The sequence below is a fragment of the Haemophilus sp. HN_Hi10 genome (genome assembly GCF_049821985.1).
In the GTDB taxonomy this organism is placed as follows: Bacteria; Pseudomonadota; Gammaproteobacteria; order Enterobacterales; family Pasteurellaceae; genus Haemophilus; species Haemophilus influenzae_D.
This window is the reverse complement of sequence record NZ_CP187495.1, coordinates 1,228,676-1,247,580: the sequence shown is the minus strand read 5'-3', so window position 1 is coordinate 1,247,580 and position 18,905 is coordinate 1,228,676. Positions and strand designations below refer to the sequence as shown.

Genomic DNA, 18,905 nt, shown 5'->3' with positions numbered 1-18,905 from the left:
ATTTTCAAAGATAATTTGAATAAATATTACAGTAAAAATAAAAATTACTTATACAAGCAATAAAATCATACCGCTTATAATATATATTTTTTATCAATCTACCAAATGCTCAATGTACAAACGCCAATCTTAGCTATTTTGTCTCTTTACTCTGTAAAAATGGGATATAAAAAACGGCTTAAAATAAGCCGCTTTTTATCGTTATTTCACTGCAAAAACTTTTATTTGCTCTGCACCTAAATGCCCTGGTACGGTTTTTTTCAAGTTTAAATCACTATCTAAAAAGAGATTGAACGGATAGCCACGCACTCTTGCTTTGTCAATGATTTCGCCTTTTTCATCTAAAAGCACCGTGATATTTTTATATTCCAATCCTTTGTACCATTCAATAAAATCAGCGGTGTCTTTTTCGCCTTTGTGATCGGGCGAAACAATGGTAATCACTTCAAAATTGCGATCTTTTTCCGCACTTAAATCATCAATTTCAGCTAATCCAGCCAAGCAAATCGGACACCAAGATGCCCACATTTTTACATACACAGGTTTGCCTTTATATTGGCTTAAAGTAACTGGCTGATTGTTTAAATCTTTGAGTTGCACATCTGCCAAATTAGTTTGTGCAAAAGCGTTTAGGCTGAATGCCATTAGAAATATTGATAGTAGTTTTTTCATTGCTTTTTTCCTTTTATAAATTTCTTTTGTTGAGGTTATGTTTTACGAAAAATTATTCGTAATTAATAAAATACCCATCACGATAATTAAAATTCCGCCACCGATTTTAAATTTGTCTAAGTGTTTATTTAACCCTTTGGCACGTTTGAGCAAGCTGTCAGATAAGAACGAAAACAGTACAAACGGGGTCGCAAGCCCTAAGACATAAACAAACATCATTGATGCACCGTAAAGTGCAGAGCCTTCATCGCCTGATAAAGCTAACACGGAAGCCAGAATCGGGCCAATACAAGGTGTCCAACCAAGACTAAACGTTAAACCAAGAACAAATGCCTCAAGTGCGGTTGATTTTCCTGATGTTTTTATTTCCACCAATTTCGTGCGTTCCAACAAACCAATTTTGAAAATGCCAAGTTGATGAATACCCAAAATAATCACGATAACGCCAGCGATAATGCGGGTAGTGTTACTAAATAAAATATTCCCTAAAAAACCAAAACTAAAGCCTAAACTGACAAATGTAAGGGAAAGCCCTAAAATAAATAAAAAAGTATTTAAGACTTTTTTACCGCCTTTACTCAAAATACCAAAATAAATTGGAATAATCGGGAAAATACAAGGCGAAAGAAAAGAAGCAAGCCCAGCTAAAAATACAGTTCCAATAAGGAGTTGCTGATCTAACATCCTACATCTCCTTATTTTTTAATGGATTGAATCAAATATCCGTATCCTGCCTTTTCCATTTCAGCTAACGGAATAAATTTAATTGATGCACTGTTAATGCAATAACGTAAACCACCTTTATCTTTCGGGCCGTCGTCAAAAACGTGTCCTAAATGGGCATTGCCCGCACGACTTAACACTTCGGTACGTTGCATATTGAAGCTATTGTCGGTTTCATAATGCACCACATCTTTAATGATCGGTTTCGTAAAACTTGGCCAGCCACAACCTGATTCAAATTTATCATTTGAAGAGAAAACAGGCTCGCCTGTAGTGACATCAACATAAATACCGGGTTGGAAGTTATCCCAATATTCGTTACTAAAAGAGCGTTCAGTATGTTTATTTTGAGTAACGGAATATTGCAACGGTGTCAATTTCGCTTTGAGTTCTGCATCACTCGGTTTCGGATAATCTTTTTCGTCAATCACAGGTTCATCTGCTTTGGTAATATCAATATGGCAATAACCATTTGGATTTTTCTTCAAATAATCCTGATGATATTCTTCTGCTACGATGTAATTTTTAATCGGTTGTACCTCAATTTGCACTGGTTTTTTATATTTGGTTTGAAGCTGGGCGAGAGCTTGTTCGATCACCGCTTTATCTGCCCCATCTTGATAATAAATCCCTGTGCGATATTGTCTACCACGGTCGTTACCTTGTTTGTTTACACTCGTTGGATCAATCACTTTAAAATAATATTTAAGCAATTTATCTAACGAAATTTGGTTTGCATCGTAAGTGACTTTTACCGTTTCTGCGTGATCGGTTAGCCCAATCATATGATAACTGGTTTTCCCCGTATTACCATTGGCATAGCCAGAAATCGCATCTTTCACACCGTGAATACGCTCCATATATGCTTCCATACCCCAGAAACAACCACCAGCAAGATAAATTTCTCGAATGTTTTGTGTATTTTCCATTGCCATTTTTTGTTCTCCAGATGATGATGTTGAATTTTGTATTGCTAAAGTTGGTGCTGCACAGCAAAGTGCGGTAATAAATAGAAATGTTTTTGATAGTTTCATTGCTTTTCCTTATGAAGTAAAAATTAACATTACATAAGGTTAGACGGCGAAGAATTGGATTTCTTACAGATTTTTTTACTTAAATTTAAATTGTAGTAGGAATAAGAGGGGAATTTTAGATAAAAAAGACTAAGTCTAAATTAAATATAGACTTAGTCTTGTTTAAATAAAATGATGTTGTTAGAGCAGAATTTTAATGACTTACAGCCATATTTAGTTTAGAAATAGCCTTCTTACCTTCTTCTTCAGAAACTTGTTCTAAATTTGCACCGCCTGCAAATACACCAAATTTAATATATTGACGAATAAAATAGTTTTTACCACTTTCAGTTTTAATGTTTAAATCATTATTGCTGAATTCGGATTCAGTTGAAATTTTATGCTCTCCCGCTTTAATGGTTTTATAAAAAAATACATCAGGAGCAGACTCACCTATAAATTTATCGTCAATATAGAGATCTTTCTTTAAAGCTTTTCCTATAAAAGAATCACGGTAGATATATAATCCTGAATTTCCTTTTTCGGGAGATCTGAATTGTTTGGCGGTATTACTTTCTTCAACAGAAGCCATAGGAACGGTTGCACAAGCTGAAAGTAATAACGCTACCCCTATAATTGATGCTCTTGCAAATAACTGTTTCACAAAATACCCATTAGAAACTAAAACGTAAACCAGCCTTAACGCCCACATCAGAAGCATCTGAGGCTAAACGGTTATATTCAATATTAGTATTAAGTGCCACGTTATCAGTTAATTTATATTGAACACCAGCTAATGCACCAATGCCTATGCTCGTTTCGGTTACAAAATCTATGCGATAATATCTTGCATTTGCATTTTCAGTTACAGTTACATCTGGTTCATTGGCAGATACACGGACACCAACATAAGGTTTGAAATCGGCTAAGTCAAAATCATAAAAACCAGTGAGGCCTAATGATTTACCTTTAAGAGATACATCTACAACATCAGCATAATTTGCAGTTACTTTTCCGTAGTTTGTATAATCTACGGCTAAACGAAAGTTCTTATCAAAAGCATAGCCAACACTAATTCGTTGGGTAAAAGATGAACTGTCTGAACTATTTACATGAGTAATATCAATTTTTGAAGCACCTAAATCGCCTTGAACATACCATTGAGCTTGAGCTGATAGTGCTAAAGTAGATAACATAGTTACAATAAGTAATTTTTTCATAGATTAAGACCTCTAAATGTGTGAAAATACATCAATTGCATAAGTAAATGCGGGTAAATTTTATGGAAGTTTAACCATTAAAAACAACAACAAAAAGGACAAAATAGCACCTAATTTCGGCAAAAATTGCTCAATTTGGAAAGGGGTAAATTTAGATGGGAATGCATGATAAAATTCGTATGATGAGAGAGCTTCGTCAATTATCGCAAGAAGATATGGCTGAGAAAATGAATATGTCGCCAAGTGGTTATGCCAAGATTGAACGAGGTGAAACTCGCCTACAATACGATAAATTAGTGCAAATTGCTCAGATATTTAATGTGAGTTTATCTGATCTTGTTGATAATGATAAAGGTGTTATCTTCTTTATGAATAAAAATGGAAATAATACTTCTGCAAATTATTATAGTGGTGATCACTCTATAATGTTTGAAATTGAAAAATTAAAATTACAACTTATTCATAAAGATGAATTATTAGAGCAGAAAGAAAAAGAATTAGAAATGCTTAGAAAAATGATTTCATTATTAGAAAAGTGAAATAAAGTATTTTTAACAATAAGCGGTTGAAGCTGTAAAATATTTTGCAAATTCAACCGCTTATTTTTTTGCTACCTATCAGTTAATTCTATAGATGGTTTTCGGCATCCCTAAATTGCTTCATCATCTCGCTTAAGGTTTTGCAATTTCTTTGAAAACGACGACAACGTGAGCAGGTAACTAAATGAACTTTTAACCCAACTTTTTCTTGTATATCTAATGAACGTTCGTGCGATTCGGAAATCATTCGAGTGGCTTGGCGACAACGCATAATCTCTCCTAAAGTTTTTTTGAAAGACAGTTTTGCAACTGTAAACGAGCCCGATAAAGGGTGGTATGTAAATTAGACGAAGTTAAATGCGTTTCTTGACAAATTTCTTCAGATGAAAGATCTAAAAACTCTCGCATCATAAAAATTTTTGCCTGTTTGGCGGGTAAACAAGTCAAACAAGTTTCAAAAATCAGCCAAAATTCATCGGAATAAACCGTTTCTTCTTCGCCTTGTAATTCACTCGGGTAATGTTCTGGTTTCCAATACCCCTTTTCATCAAAAAATGAATTATTGGTATTTTCATCTTCAAGTTCACTTTCTAAAACAAACCGCCCTTTCTGACGTAAATAATCAATAATCTTATTTTTAAGAATCGCAAAAATCCAAGTTTTAAATGCAGATTGATGCTTAAAATTATCAAGATTTTTGAATGCACTTAAAAAAGCTTCTTGTACTAAATCTTCAGCAAGATCGGCTTGATTTACTTGCAATTGTGCAAATGTCAGCATTTGAGTGCGAATTTGCTGAAGCTCAAGATCAGAAATAACATTCATTTTAACTCCTTTAAAACTTATGTAAGAAATGAAACCCACTTCCTTTAATAAACTAAGGTAGCTATTTTTACACTCAAAAAAGGAAATTTAAAATGAAAAATTTTACATTGAATCTATTTTGCGAAGTTAGGAAAAAAATCTGGTATTTAATGAAAGAATAATTAGGATAAAAAACGAGCATTTTCGATTTAACTTGATGCTAAACAGAAAATGCTCGTTTTAGATACTAATTTATCCGATCAGATTGGTTGTTTTATCCTTACCAAACCCAGCCAGCTCCCATTTGATAGAAAATTTTACTGTTTTTGCCTGCATTCACGGCGATACCGCTTTTTAATGTGATATTTTCTTTTGGTGTGTAACCTACGCCAATCGCCACCGCATTACGGCTACCATAACCACCCACTGCAGCAGAAAAAATCGCTTTTCCAATCGCTTGTGGCAACACTAAACCAGAAAGCGCGTTAGCTGCAGCCAAGCCACGTTCTAATTTGCTGTCTAACTTACCAAGTTTGCCATTTAACTCGTTAAAATCTGATTGTAAATTATGCACTTGCGTTTGCAATGTGCCTAATTTGAGATCGGTATATTGATTTGCAGTTTGTAAAGTTTGTGTATCTCCTGCTTCACGGTTAGCAACTTCTGCTGTAATTTGTGAAACCACTTCATTTTTTGCTTGAACAATTTTGCTATCCACACCAGCAACTTTAGTTTCTACATCAGTAACTTTATCTTCAATTTGAGTAAGTTTACCCTCTGTTGCAGTTATTTTAGTTTCGATACCTGTCACTTTTGTATTTAATGGACTGAATTTATTGTCGGTATATTGTTTTGCATCTGCTAAAGTTTTTGCATCGCCTGCTTCACGTTTAAGTGCTTCTGAAACAATTTTTCCAACAGTAAATAATTTAGCACTTGCCAATGTGGCTTTATCGCCATCATCCATTTGTTTTTTATTTACTGCGTCAGTGTCTTTTTCGGCTGTTTTTACATTGGCAATGTATCTTTCAGTGCCAACCTTACCCACAGAAACTTCATTCGATCTTGTTGTTTGTGCGTCAGAACCTAATGCAACGCTGTTACTGTGTTCAGCTTTTGCACCATCTCCAAGAGCTACGGCTGATGATTTTAAGGCTTTTGCCCCCTTACCAATTGCTACTGTATAGCTTTTCGATGCCTCACTTTCTTTCCCTAAAGCAACCGAATAATTACCTGTAGCATTTGCGTTTCCACCAATTGCCGTAGAACCAATATTTGCTTCGGTTTTCTTGCCAATTGCCACCGCATCATTTCCAAGTGTTTTCGCGTGATAGCCTAACGCCACTGTATGAGCTACCGCAGTATTATCAGCTTTCTTCGCTTCATTCATTTCGCCCAACACAACATTATGACTACCTTCCACCTTATTTTTATAACTAGATACTACATTGTAGCGATTATCACTTATACCATCACTAGATTTGCCTACATTATTACCATAACCAGACACAGTGTGATAGACACCATACACTTCATTTCCTTGCCCAAACACCTGGCTTGAAGCACCTTTTACTGTATTACTCAAACCATAAACCTGTAAATTACCATTACCCCACCATAAGAAATGCCTGTTGCATTATTACTAAGCCCTACAACTACCGTACTATTACCCGTTAAAGTGTTGTTATCGCCAACGATTAAATTATTAGTTGCGTGAGATAATTTAGGATTAGGATTAGAAGTATCAGTACCTTTAACATCATTAATTTTATTAGTTTTTAAATTACCGATAATGATATTGTTATTGCTCGTACTATCAGATGTACTAATATCTTTCATTCCAAAATTTTCTGAGAAGTTAGTATTTGAAGTGGCAGGGAGAGAAGTATCTGCTAAAGCTGGATTAGTGAATATTCCACCAATAATGGAGAGAGCTGTAGTTATTGTACAAGATGGGAAGAAAAGACTAGTATTGTTTGTTTACAGAATTATATAAAAACATATTTAGATCCTCACTGTATTAAATAAAAGATACTCAATTTTACGTCATATAGATTAAGATATAAAGGAAATATTGTTTTTATACATAAAAAGTGCGGTGAAAATCTTAAAAATTTTTACCGCACTTTTTTGAAGCAGCATTTACATAACAACCACATCAAACTGTTCTTGATTATAAAATTGCTCAGTTTTCACTTGAACGCGTTTGCCAATAAACATTTCCACTTCTGGTAGCAAACCGTGAGATTCTTCATTAATCAGATATTCGGAAACCGCTGGCGAGGCATAAACAACAAATTGTTCGCTGCTGAATAAATGATAAACCCGAATAATTTCACGCATAATTTCGTAGCAAACAGTCTCAACAGTTTTCACTCGACCGCGGCCATGGCACGTTGGACATTCATCACATAGCACGTGTTCAAGACTTTCACGAGTTCTTTTACGGGTCATTTCTACAAGACCTAATTGCGTAAACCCATTCACATTGGTTTTCACGCGATCTTTAGAAAGCACATCACATAAAGATTCTAGTACTCGATTGCGGTGCTCATCTGTTTGCATATCAATAAAATCAATAATGATAATGCCGCCAAGATTACGTAGTTGGAGTTGCTGCGCGATGGCTTTAGTTGCTTCAATATTGGTATTGAAGATGGTTTCTTCTAGATTACGATGCCCTACAAATGCACCTGTATTAATATCAATGGTGGTCATGGCTTCCGTTTGCTCGATAATTAAATAGCCACCCGATTTGAGATTAACACGTTTATCTAGCGCTGTTTGGATCGCATTTTCAACTCCATACACATCAAAGATAGGTTGGTTGCCAGAATAAAGCACAAGTTTATCGCTTAGTTCAGGCATAAATTCATCGGTAAACTCTTTCACTTCGCCAAAGCAAAGTTTAGAGTCGATACGAATTTTTTCTAAGTTTGTACCGATAAAATCGCGCAAAATGCGTTGTGGTAGAGCTGGCTCTCCGTAAATTTTTGATTTGGTTGGATATTTAGATTTACGCTCTAAGACTTTACGCCATAAGCGTTTTAAAAATTCAGCATCTTGACGTAATTCTTCTTCGCTTGCTCCTTCTGTGGCGGTACGAATAATGAAACCGCCAAGTTCATCACAAAATGGTTCAACTAATGCTTTTAAACGGGCGCGTTCTTCTTCGCTTTCAATACGTTGTGAAACGCCTACGTGGCTATTTTCTGGCATAAAAACAAGATAACGTGATGGCAATGTGATGTCTGTTGTTAAACGCGCGCCTTTTGTGCCTAGCGGATCTTTCACCACTTGTACTACAATATCCTGCCCTTCTCGTACTAATTCTGAAATGCTCTTAACTTTAAATTGCTTTTGTTCATTTTCATCTACACATTCCGTGTGAGATACAATGTCAGCGGCGTGTAAAAAAGCGGCTTTTTCCAAACCAATATCAACAAAAGCAGATTGCATTCCCGGTAGCACTCGAGTGACACGACCTTTATAAATATTTCCGACAATTCCTCGTTTGGCTTGGCGTTCAATATGCACTTCGCGCAACATTCCTGTTTCGACTAGCGCAATGCGTGTTTCGTTAGGCGTTACGTTCATCAATAACTCGACAGCATCCATTTTATATTCCTAATTTCTTAAATTTCATCAAATATTTAGTCTAAATAGAATAATAGCCCGAAATAAGGTAAAATGCACCCTTTCTGAAATTTTAACCCATTTTGGACTGATATAATGTTTGGATTCGACCCAACTCTTATTACTTTTACTATTTATATTTTCGGAATGTTACTAATTGGCGTACTCGCCTATTATTACACGAATAATTTATCAGATTACATTCTCGGTGGACGTCGTTTAGGCAGCTTTGTCACCGCAATGTCAGCAGGTGCGTCAGATATGTCTGGTTGGCTTTTAATGGGCTTACCGGGTGCGGTATATTTATCAGGCTTAGTTGAAGGCTGGATTGCTATTGGTTTAACTATCGGGGCTTATTTTAACTGGCTTTTAGTGGCTGGTCGTTTGCGTGTTTATACAGAATTAAATAATAATGCCCTCACTCTCCCAGAATATTTTCATAATCGTTTTGGTTCATCACACAAATTATTAAAACTTGTTTCTGCTACGATTATCTTAGTGTTTTTTACTATTTATTGTGCTTCAGGTGTCGTGGCAGGTGCAAAATTATTCCAAAATATATTTTCTGTGGAATATTCCACCGCACTTTGGTACGGCGCAGCGGCAACCATTGCTTACACGTTCATCGGAGGTTTCCTTGCGGTAAGCTGGACAGATACCATTCAAGCGACATTAATGATTTTTGCATTAATTTTAACCCCTGTTTTTGTGTTATTAAGTTTCACTGATACCGCTCAATTTTCCGCCGTATTAGAACAAGCTGAGGCTGCAGTAAATAAAGATTTCACGGATTTATTTACTTCTACCACACCACTTGGTTTATTAAGCCTTGCCGCTTGGGGATTAGGCTATTTCGGGCAACCGCATATTTTAGCGCGCTTTATGGCTGCAGATTCTGTCAAATCACTTATCAAAGCTCGTCGTCTTAGTATGGCTTGGATGGTGCTTTGCTTAGGAGGTGCAATTGGCATTGGCTTATTCGCTATTCCGTATTTCTTTGCAAATCCAGCTATTGCAGGCACAGTTAATCGCGAACCAGAACAGGTTTTTATTGAATTAGCTAAACTTTTATTTAATCCTTGGATCGCAGGTATATTACTTTCAGCTATTTTAGCCGCTGTAATGAGTACATTAAGTGCGCAATTATTAATTTCTTCAAGCTCAATCACTGAAGATTTCTACAAAGGTTTTATTCGCCCTAAGGCTTCAGAAAAAGAGCTCGTATGGCTTGGCAGAATAATGGTCTTAGTGATTGCTGCATTTGCTATCTGGATCGCACAAGATGAAAACAGCAAAGTATTAAAACTTGTAGAATTCGCTTGGGCTGGTTTTGGTAGTGCATTTGGCCCTGTTGTACTTTTCTCTCTTTTCTGGAAACGAATGACATCATCGGGCGCGATGGCAGGTATGCTGGTAGGCGCAGTGACAGTATTTGCATGGAAAGAAATTATTCCAACTGATACCGATTGGTTTAAAGTATATGAAATGATCCCGGGGTTTGCCTTCGCCAGCCTTGCAATTATTGTTATTTCATTACTTTCCAATAAACCAGAACAAGATATTCTTAATACCTTTGATAAAGCAGAAAAGGCTTATAAGGAAGCAAAATGATCGACTTTCGCCCTTTTTATCAACAAATTGCGACCACAAATTTATCAGACTGGTTAGAAACCTTACCGCGCCAATTAAAAGAGTGGGAAAATCAAACTCACGCTGATTATGCGAAATGGCGCAAAATTGTTGATTTTTTGCCTGATTTACAAGCTGACGAAATCGATCTAAAAAGTGCGGTGAAATCTGACCGCACTTTTCCCCTTTCAACAGGAGAAAAACAACGAATTATCCATCATTTAAAGCAATTAATGCCGTGGCGAAAAGGGCCTTATCATCTTTTTAGCATTCATATTGATTGTGAATGGCGTTCAGATTTTAAATGGGATCGTGTTCTTCCTCACTTATCGCCCTTGCAAGGTCGCACTATTTTAGATGTGGGCTGTGGCAGCGGTTATCATATGTGGAGAATGGTAGGCGAAGGCGCAAAAATGGTGGTGGGGATTGATCCTACCGAGCTTTTCCTTTGCCAATTTGAAGCCGTACGCAAGCTGCTTAATAATGATCGTCGAGCAAATCTTATCCCACTTGGTATTGAGCAAATGCAACCATTAGCGGCATTTGATACTGTATTTTCAATGGGCGTACTCTATCATCGTAAATCCCCATTAGATCATTTAAGCCAGTTGAAAAATCAATTGGTAAAAGGTGGCGAATTGGTATTAGAAACCTTAGTGGTGGATGGCGATGTAAATACTGTACTCGTACCAGCAGATCGCTATGCAAAAATGAAAAATGTTTATTTTATCCCCTCTGTCGCCGCACTAATCAACTGGCTAGAAAAAGCTGGCTTTACCAACGTACGTTGTGTTGATGTAGCGACAACTACATTAGAAGAACAGCGTAAAACTGATTGGTTGGAAAATGAAAGTCTAATTGATTTCTTAGATCCAAATGATCACAGTAAAACCATTGAAGGTTATCAAGCACCGAAAAGAGCGGTAATTTTAGCGAATAAATAAAAAAGGGAAATTATTCCCTTTTTTATTTTACTCGCGTTTCATATTTACAACGAATAATAATACTCTAATTCTACTGAAGTTAATGTGGATAATAAGGTTTCAGCCATCGTTTTATGGCTAAGTTTTAATGCTTTTTCAGCCATCACTATTCGTTCAATATCACTCAATTTTTTATCATTTAAATACGCAAAATTAAGTGCGGTTTGCAACGCTGGCAAACTCGGATTAAATGCGGCGTTTTCTGCATAACGTCCTGTCACCACATCACCATTTTTAAATAAAATCGCAATGCCGTGCGGACTATTTGAATAAGGACAATGAGATTGATTTGCAGCCAAAATAGCTCGATTAACCAAATCATCTTGATGATCTGCAACTAAATGATGATTTTCTTCCGCCAAAAGATGCGCCGCAATATCGAGATCTTTCGGTCCAAAAGCATCTGGTAAATAAGAATGTAATGGATTATTTTGACTATGCGGCAAATGAATTGAAATTTTTTCAGCACCGTGCAATTCATTCATAAATTGACGACAATGCCCGCACGGCGTATAATTGACTACCATATCTGAAATACGGCGTTCATTACGCAACCAAGCGTGAGAAATTGCACTTTGTTCCGCGTGAATCGTTTGCTGAATGGCTGAATTAGCAAATTCTTGATTCGCACCAAAATAAAAATCCCCTTGTTCGCCAATAGCAACTGCCCCCACATTAAAATGAGAAATAGCAGTATGACTATAACTTGCGGCAAGTGGCAACAAGTGCATAGCTAATTTTAGTGATGTAAGTTCAAAATTACGACAAAGCAGTTGCACTTGGGAATAATTTAAAAAACCAGCCCAACTTTGTGAACGAAGTTCATTCACAATAGCTTGATTGAGTGCATCATCTTGTGGCAAGGCGTGCTTAATAAGTTCTTGCATAACATATCCTTAGAAAAAATATTAAAAATTATAACTGTACTTATTAAATCAAAATTTACTGTTAGCCGCGATAGTTTGATTAAATATTCATTAAAACTGTGATCTTGATCACTTATTTTGATAGTTTTTATTTATTACAATTTATTAACAAATAAGGCTAAGGCTATCAATTATATTGAATAGAACAATTTCACTGCAAATTATAGAAACGTATAATACCCATACCAAAGGGAGGGCGTTAGCTCAATTATTTAACTAGAAAAAGGAAATTATTATGTCAAAAACATCAATCGGACTAGATAAAGTTCAGTCAGCAGAATTAGCCAATAAACTTAACGAATTACTTGCAACCTACCAAGTTTTCTATACTAATGTGCGAGGCTATCACTGGAACATTAAAGGTGTAAACTTCTTTGCATTACACGCAAAATTTGAAGAAATTTATACTAATTTAATTGCTAGAGTTGATGAAGTGGCTGAACGTATTTTAACTTTAGGTTACACACCAAATAATGCTTACAGCCAATACTTAAAAATATCTCGAATTAAAGAAGATATTGCAGTAAGTAACGCACAAGAGTGTTTATCAGGTACATTACAAGGTCTAAAAACATTGCTAGATCAACAACGTGAAATTCTTTCTTTTGCAAATAATGCTAATGATGAAGGTACTGCATCACAAATGAGTGACTACATTAAAGAACAAGAAAAATTGGTATGGATGTTCCAAGCAGCTTGCCAAACTTGTCACGCTTAATGAATAAATTTCAACGCTAACGAAAACTAACCTGCAATCAATCTAACTCAATAAAGTTAGATAAATTTAATTTGTCTAAGATCAAACTTGATCTAACAAATTACCTCAAAAGTAAGAGTTTCCTATTTAGAATAGGAAACTCTTATACCTATTCTTCACAGCGACCTCTTTAAACTAATTTAGTCAATTTAGCCACTAAATTTAACGTTTTTTAAATCAGTAAATAAATCTATAGAAATAAATATTGTAGAGCGTTAAAAATTGTGATTATTAACTATTTTTAGTTGATAAAATATATTCTTGAGAATTTAGACTTAAATTAATACGATAAAAATAATTTAAAATGAAGAAATATTAAATTTGTTAGCTATTTTATTATTTCTTGTCCAATTAGATAAAAAAAGCCCCTAAATAATTAGGGGCATCAAAAAGGAATTTATGAATAAAATCTTTAAAGTTTAGCTTATCAAAGGAATCTTGATAAAACGCCACCATTATATTGGCTTTGTAAAAAATAGCAAGAAAAATCTTTACATTTCTTTACAAATCTTTACATTTCAGCATTTCGATAATTACTTGAACCGTCTTTTCCATGCCTTGTAAAGAAACCAATTCGTGTTTACTATGGAAATTATAACCACCCGTGAAAATATTTGGGCATGCTAAACCCTCAGATGCTAAAAATGCCCCATCTGTACCACCTCGAATCGGCTTATGATTTGGTTTAATTCCCACCGCTTTCATTGCGCGATCAGCAAGTTCAATTGATTGAGGAACGTTTTTTACCACATCATACATATTTTGGTAGCTATCTTGAATTTCTAACTCAATAGGCTTTTTCAAACCTTTTTTAGCATTAAATTTTTCCACCTGACTTTTAATAAAAGCTTTTCTTTGTGCGAAATTCTGCTCATCAAAATCACGAATCAAATAAGTGAGATCTACTTGCTCAATATCGCCAGAAAAATCTTCTAAATGATAAAAGCCCGCTTTCCCATCCGTTTTTTCTGGTACTTCATCAACAGGAAAAATTTGCTGGAACTCACAAGCTAAAGTCAGTGCATTCAGCATTTTTCCTTTTGCATAACCTGTGTGAATATTTCGCCCGAAAAACCGCACTTTTGCCGTTGCTGCATTAAAGTTTTCGTATTCTAATTCCCCTACTTCTCCCCCATCAATAGTATATGCCCAATCACAGGAAAACTTTTCCATTGGGAAATAATGGATTCCCAAACCAATTTCTTCATCAGGCGTAAAAGCAACACGAATATTGCAATGAGGAATATTCTCTTTTTGAAGAATGGAAAGTGCGGTCATAATTTCTGCAATTCCCGCTTTATTATCCGCCCCAAGCAAAGTGGTTCCATCGGCAACAATAAGCGTTTGTCCTACCAATTTTTGCATAAAAGAATAATAAACAGGGCTAATAAACTCCTCGCCAATACCTAATGCAATATCTCCGCCACGATATTGCTCTATCACTTCGGGGCGTACATTTTTGCCTCTACATTGCGGAGACGTATCAAGATGCGCAATTAAACCGATGGTTTTCGTTAAGTTAGGATCATTAGCGGGTAAAAATGCTGTCACCACCGCGTATTTACTTACTTCAACATTCTCTAAACCAAGTTGGGTGAGCTCTTTTTGCAACTGCATGGCTAACTTCATTTGTCCAACTGAGCTAGGGGAATGCTTAGCATGAGGTTTTGATTGGGTGTCAAAAGACACATAATGTAAAAATCGTTCTAAAAGTTCTGTTTTATCTGTTTGAGAAATCATATTCTCGCTCCTTTTAAAAATATCTTTTTTAGTTTAACGAGAAAAATAGAAAACATCTTGATATATAACAATATTTATAAAATTAACGAAGTAAAATACATCGAAAGTGCGGTTAAATTTCTCGTTATTTTTATGAATGGCAGTTTTTTTACTTTCTAAGGCATTAAGTCCTTTTAATTATTAACAATTCACTATATCATAGGCGTCTATTTTTATATGTCGCCCCTGCAGTCTTGCAGGTTTTATTTCTACTCAGTACCAAATCATTGGTGAAATTAGGGAGAAAACCAAAGCTAGTGGAAAATCAGCTTCAAAACAAGCCTATTATTGAGCTTCGTTCAATCAAAAAATCCTATGGTTCTAACACTATTATTAACGATTTCAATCTTACAATTAATAACGGTGAATTTGTCACTATTCTTGGCCCCTCAGGCTGTGGTAAGACCACAGTTTTACGCTTACTTGCAGGCTTAGAAGAATTGGATTCAGGTAGCATTATTTTAGATGGCGAAGATATTACCAATGTGCCAGCGGAAAAACGTCATATTAATACAGTATTCCAAAGCTATGCGCTATTTCCACATATGACAATTTTTGAGAACGTAGCTTTCGGTTTGCGTATGCAAAAAGTACCAAACGAGGAAATTAAACCGCGTGTTTTAGAAGCCTTGCGTATGGTACAGTTAGAAGAAATGGCTGATCGTAAGCCAACTCAACTTTCTGGCGGACAACAACAACGTATTGCTATCGCTCGTGCCGTAGTAAATAAACCAAAAGTGTTGTTACTTGATGAGTCTTTATCTGCATTAGATTACAAATTGCGTAAACAAATGCAACAAGAGCTCAAAATGTTACAACGTCAGCTTGGCATTACCTTTATTTTCGTCACACACGATCAAGAAGAAGCGATTACAATGTCTGATCGTATCGTATTATTGCGTAAAGGTAAAATCGCACAAGATGGTTCTCCACGTGAAATCTATGAAGATCCAGCGAACTTATTCGTTGCTCGTTTCATTGGCGAAATTAACGTATTTGAAGCCACTGTGATTGAACGTAAATCAGAACAAGTTGTACTGGCGAATGTTGAAGGTCGAGTTTGTGATATTTACACAGACATGCCTGTTGAGAAAGAGCAAAAACTTCAAGTACTCCTTCGCCCTGAAGATATTGTGATTGAAGAATTAGATGAAAATGAACATTCTAAAGCGATTATCGGTCATATTATTGACCGCACTTATAAAGGAATGACATTAGAATCAACGGTAGAGTTTGATCATAACGGAATGCGTGTCCTTGTAAGTGAATTCTTTAATGAAGACGATCCATATATGGATCATAGCGTAGGTCAGCGCGTAGGCATTACATGGCATGAGGGCTGGGAGGTTGTTCTCAACGATGAAGATAATCAATAATAAATTCCAGAAAATTACTGTTGCGATTATCTTCAGTTGGCTCATTTTCTTTGTGTTGATTCCAAACTTGTTGGTATTCGCCGTCAGTTTTCTGACTCGAGACGGTAGCAACTTTTATGCGTTCCCAATTACTGTTGAAAACTATACAAACTTGTTTAATCCACTTTATGCACAAGTTGTGTGGAATTCATTGTCTATGTCGGGCATCGCCACCATTATTTGCTTACTAATAGGTTATCCATTTGCTTTTATGATGAGCAAAATTCATCCTAAATATCGACCGCTCTTATTGTTCCTTGTGGTTTTACCATTCTGGACAAACTCATTGGTTCGTATTTATGGAATGAAAGTGTTTCTCGGTGTGAAAGGTGTGCTTAACACCATGTTGATAGACATGGGAATTTTGAGTGAACCCGTTCGCATTTTGAATACTGAAATTGCGGTAATCATTGGATTAGTTTATTTGCTATTGCCATTTATGATTTTGCCACTCTACTCTGCGATTGAAAAATTAGACGGTCGCTTATTAGAGGCTGCAAGAGATTTAGGCGCAAATGCATTCCAACGTTTCTTCCGAGTGATTTTACCATTAACTATGCCAGGCATTATTGCAGGTTGTTTATTGGTATTATTGCCAGCAATGGGAATGTTCTATGTAGCAGACCTACTTGGTGGAGCAAAAGTATTACTAGTGGGGAACGTAATTAAGAGCGAATTCTTAATTTCTCGTAACTGGCCATTTGGTTCTGCAATCAGTATTGGTTTAACTGTTCTAATGGCATTGTTGATTTTCGTGTACTACCGCGCGAACAAACTATTGAATAAGAAAGTGGAGTTAGAATAATGAGTCGTTTACTACGTAAAGCATTTATGTTTGTGGTATACGCTTATTTGTATATCCCAATTATTATCTTGGTAACCAATTCCTTCAATTCAGATCGTTATGGTTTAAGCTGGAAAGGCTTTAGTTGGAATTGGTACGAGCGTTTATTTAATAACGACACCTTAATACAAGCTGCGATTCATTCGGTAACTATTGCATTTTTTGCGGCTACACTAGCTACTATTGTAGGTGGATTAACTGCAATCGCACTTTACCGCTATAAATTCCGCGGTAAACAAGCAGTAAGCGGTATGCTATTTGTCGTTATGATGTCTCCAGATATTGTAATGGCAGTATCTTTACTTGCGTTATTTATGATTGTCGGTATTTCATTAGGTTTCTGGTCTTTATTACTAGCCCATGTGACCTTCTGTTTACCCTATGTGACCGTAACTATCTTCTCTCGCTTAAATGGCTTTGATTCCAGAATGTTAGAAGCGGCGAAAGACTTAGGCGCAAGTGAAGTGACCATTTTACGTAAAATTATCCTTCCTTTAGCATTACCTGCAGTTGTATCTGGTTGGTTATTAAGTTTCACTATTTCATTAGATGATGTTGTGGTTTCATCATTTGTCAGTGGTGTAAGTTATGAAATCTTACCATTGAGAATATTCTCTCTAGTGAAAACCGGTGTAACACCTGAAGTTAATGCTTTAGCAACGATTATGATCGTGCTTTCATTAGCTCTTGTCGTTTTAAGCCAGCTAATTACACGAAAAAATAACCATTAATTAACAAAAGGTTTCACAAACCTTTGAATTTAAAATAGAATACGCCTTGACGCACAATCAAGGCGTTTTTTTATGCCTGTCATTCGGCAGGTGGTTTTTTACGACTCTTTAACAGGAGAACAAACAAAAATGAAAAAATTTGCAGGTTTAATTACTGCCAGCTTCGTAGCTGCAACTTTAACCGCTTGCAACGATAAAGATGCTAAGCAAGAAACTGCAAAAGCTACGGCTGCTGCTAATGACACTGTGTATCTCTACACTTGGACTGAATATGTACCAGATGGTCTTTTAGATGAGTTTACTAAAGAAACTGGCATCAAAGTTATCGTTTCAAGCCTAGAATCAAACGAAACAATGTACGCAAAACTCAAAACTCAAGGCGAGTCTGGTGGCTATGATGTTATCGCACCTTCTAACTACTTCGTTTCCAAAATGGCACGCGAAGGAATGTTAAAAGAACTTGATCACAGCAAATTACCTGTTATTAAAGAATTAGATCCTGATTGGCTCAATAAACCTTATGATAAAGGTAACAAATACTCTCTTCCACAACTTTTAGGTGCACCAGGTATTGCATTCAATACCAACACCTACAAAGGCGAACAATTCACTTCTTGGGCAGACTTATGGAAACCAGAATTTGCAAACAAAGTTCAGTTATTAGACGATGCACGTGAAGTATTCAACATTGCTTTATTGAAAATTGGTCAAGATCCAAATACTCAAGATCCAGCAATTATCAAACAAGCCTATGAAGAATTATTGAAATTACGTCCAAATGTACTTTCTTTCAATTCCGATAACCCAGCTAACTCGTTCATCTCAGGCGAAGTGGAAGTGGGTCAATTATGGAATGGTTCGGTACGTATTGCTAAAAAAGAAAAAGCACCTCTAAATATGGTATTCCCAAAAGAGGGTCCTGTACTTTGGGTTGATACTCTTGCAATTCCTGCAACAGCTAAAAATTCTGAAGGCGCACACAAGCTGATTAACTACATGTTAGGGAAAAAAACAGCTGAAAAATTAACCTTAGCTATCGGTTACCCAACCTCAAATATTGAAGCGAAAAAAGCATTACCAAAAGAAATCACTGAAGATCCAGCGATTTATCCGTCAGCTGATGTATTAAAAAATAGTCACTGGCAAGATGACGTTGGCGATGCAATTCAATTCTATGAACAATATTATCAAGAATTAAAAGCTGCAAAATAATCGGTCATAATTAGCACAGAAT

At 36.0% G+C, this 18,905-nt stretch carries 20 protein-coding genes; 8 read left to right on the top strand and 12 right to left on the bottom strand.

What is annotated here, in order from left to right:
* Positions 1-201: 201 nt before the first annotated feature.
* From ACPT8Q_RS06130 to ACPT8Q_RS06110, 5 genes are all read right to left on the bottom strand, one after another.
* Positions 202-672, bottom strand: coding sequence for a redoxin domain-containing protein (locus ACPT8Q_RS06130; RefSeq protein ID WP_005662382.1), 471 nt, complete (start codon positions 670-672; stop codon positions 202-204).
* A 42-nt stretch (positions 673-714) separates the two neighbouring features.
* Positions 715-1,356, bottom strand: a complete 642-nt coding sequence (locus ACPT8Q_RS06125; protein ID WP_005656594.1) for a cytochrome c biogenesis protein CcdA — start codon at positions 1,354-1,356, stop codon at positions 715-717.
* 11 nt (positions 1,357-1,367) lie between these two features.
* Positions 1,368-2,429, bottom strand: a complete 1,062-nt coding sequence (msrAB, locus tag ACPT8Q_RS06120; protein WP_005631817.1) for a bifunctional peptide-methionine (S)-S-oxide reductase MsrA/peptide-methionine (R)-S-oxide reductase MsrB — start codon at positions 2,427-2,429, stop codon at positions 1,368-1,370.
* Positions 2,430-2,622: 193 nt separating this feature from the next.
* Entirely contained in the window at positions 2,623-3,129 is a 507-nt protein-coding gene (locus ACPT8Q_RS06115; RefSeq protein WP_050829132.1) for a DUF2846 domain-containing protein, read from the bottom strand.
* On the bottom strand, positions 3,083-3,628 hold the full coding sequence (locus tag ACPT8Q_RS06110) for an opacity family porin (protein WP_050949152.1): 546 nt from the start codon (positions 3,626-3,628) through the stop codon (positions 3,083-3,085). The genes ACPT8Q_RS06115 and ACPT8Q_RS06110 overlap by 47 nt, the downstream gene beginning before the upstream one ends.
* Before the next feature lie 155 nt (positions 3,629-3,783).
* Here ACPT8Q_RS06110 and ACPT8Q_RS06105 point away from each other — a divergent pair, with 155 nt between their 5' ends.
* On the top strand, positions 3,784-4,167 hold the full coding sequence (locus ACPT8Q_RS06105) for a helix-turn-helix domain-containing protein (protein ID WP_021035262.1): 384 nt from the start codon (positions 3,784-3,786) through the stop codon (positions 4,165-4,167).
* A gap of 88 nt (positions 4,168-4,255) precedes the next feature.
* Here ACPT8Q_RS06105 and ACPT8Q_RS06100 read toward each other — a convergent pair whose 3' ends face one another.
* The 5 genes from ACPT8Q_RS06100 to rng all read right to left on the bottom strand — a co-directional run bounded on the left by ACPT8Q_RS06100 (position 4,256) and on the right by rng (position 8,589).
* Positions 4,256-4,438, bottom strand: coding sequence for a zf-HC2 domain-containing protein (locus ACPT8Q_RS06100; RefSeq protein WP_050829135.1), 183 nt, complete (start codon positions 4,436-4,438; stop codon positions 4,256-4,258).
* Between the two features lie 8 nt (positions 4,439-4,446).
* The gene (locus tag ACPT8Q_RS06095) at positions 4,447-4,992 is read right to left on the bottom strand and encodes a sigma-70 family RNA polymerase sigma factor (RefSeq protein ID WP_021035264.1); all 546 of its coding nucleotides are present in this window, start codon (positions 4,990-4,992) and stop codon (positions 4,447-4,449) included.
* Positions 4,993-5,251: 259 nt separating this feature from the next.
* Complete coding sequence (locus ACPT8Q_RS06090) at positions 5,252-6,556, bottom strand: YadA-like family protein (RefSeq protein WP_230304879.1); 1,305 nt, start codon at positions 6,554-6,556, stop codon at positions 5,252-5,254.
* Entirely contained in the window at positions 6,553-6,810 is a 258-nt protein-coding gene (locus tag ACPT8Q_RS06085) for a hypothetical protein (RefSeq protein WP_061671209.1), read from the bottom strand. Before ACPT8Q_RS06085 ends, ACPT8Q_RS06090 begins: the two co-directional genes overlap by 4 nt.
* A gap of 303 nt (positions 6,811-7,113) precedes the next feature.
* Positions 7,114-8,589, bottom strand: a complete 1,476-nt coding sequence (gene rng, locus ACPT8Q_RS06080; RefSeq protein WP_050949150.1) for a ribonuclease G — start codon at positions 8,587-8,589, stop codon at positions 7,114-7,116.
* Between the two features lie 114 nt (positions 8,590-8,703).
* Between rng and putP the strand changes: the two genes are divergently transcribed.
* Positions 8,704-10,218 carry a sodium/proline symporter PutP gene (putP, locus tag ACPT8Q_RS06075; protein ID WP_050949149.1) on the top strand — a complete coding sequence of 505 codons (1,515 nt, stop codon included), beginning with the start codon at positions 8,704-8,706 and terminating at the stop codon, positions 10,216-10,218.
* Positions 10,215-11,180, top strand: coding sequence for a tRNA 5-methoxyuridine(34)/uridine 5-oxyacetic acid(34) synthase CmoB (cmoB, locus tag ACPT8Q_RS06070; protein ID WP_050949148.1), 966 nt, complete (start codon positions 10,215-10,217; stop codon positions 11,178-11,180). Before putP ends, cmoB begins: the two co-directional genes overlap by 4 nt.
* A 44-nt stretch (positions 11,181-11,224) precedes the next feature.
* On the opposite strand, the gene cdd is transcribed toward cmoB, so the two are convergent.
* A complete protein-coding gene (gene cdd / locus ACPT8Q_RS06065; protein ID WP_425622257.1) occupies positions 11,225-12,106 on the bottom strand; it encodes a cytidine deaminase in 882 nt (293 codons plus the stop codon).
* Between the two features lie 274 nt (positions 12,107-12,380).
* On the opposite strand from cdd, the gene ACPT8Q_RS06060 reads away from it, so the two are divergent.
* Positions 12,381-12,863, top strand: a complete 483-nt coding sequence (locus ACPT8Q_RS06060) for a Dps family protein (protein ID WP_050949146.1) — start codon at positions 12,381-12,383, stop codon at positions 12,861-12,863.
* Between the two features lie 540 nt (positions 12,864-13,403).
* On the opposite strand, the gene pepT is transcribed toward ACPT8Q_RS06060, so the two are convergent.
* Positions 13,404-14,642 carry a peptidase T gene (gene pepT, locus ACPT8Q_RS06055; protein ID WP_050949145.1) on the bottom strand — a complete coding sequence of 413 codons (1,239 nt, stop codon included), beginning with the start codon at positions 14,640-14,642 and terminating at the stop codon, positions 13,404-13,406.
* Positions 14,643-14,938: 296 nt separating this feature from the next.
* On the opposite strand from pepT, the gene potA reads away from it, so the two are divergent.
* The 4 genes from potA to ACPT8Q_RS06035 all read left to right on the top strand — a co-directional run bounded on the left by potA (position 14,939) and on the right by ACPT8Q_RS06035 (position 18,883).
* A complete protein-coding gene (potA, locus tag ACPT8Q_RS06050; RefSeq protein ID WP_050949144.1) occupies positions 14,939-16,057 on the top strand; it encodes a spermidine/putrescine ABC transporter ATP-binding protein PotA in 1,119 nt (372 codons plus the stop codon).
* Positions 16,041-16,901, top strand: coding sequence for a spermidine/putrescine ABC transporter permease PotB (gene potB / locus ACPT8Q_RS06045; RefSeq protein WP_041175343.1), 861 nt, complete (start codon positions 16,041-16,043; stop codon positions 16,899-16,901). Before potA ends, potB begins: the two co-directional genes overlap by 17 nt.
* Positions 16,901-17,671, top strand: coding sequence for a spermidine/putrescine ABC transporter permease PotC (gene potC / locus ACPT8Q_RS06040; protein ID WP_050949143.1), 771 nt, complete (start codon positions 16,901-16,903; stop codon positions 17,669-17,671). Before potB ends, potC begins: the two co-directional genes overlap by 1 nt.
* Positions 17,672-17,800: 129 nt before the next feature.
* Positions 17,801-18,883, top strand: coding sequence for an extracellular solute-binding protein (locus ACPT8Q_RS06035; protein WP_050949276.1), 1,083 nt, complete (start codon positions 17,801-17,803; stop codon positions 18,881-18,883).
* Positions 18,884-18,905: the final 22 nt, after the last annotated feature.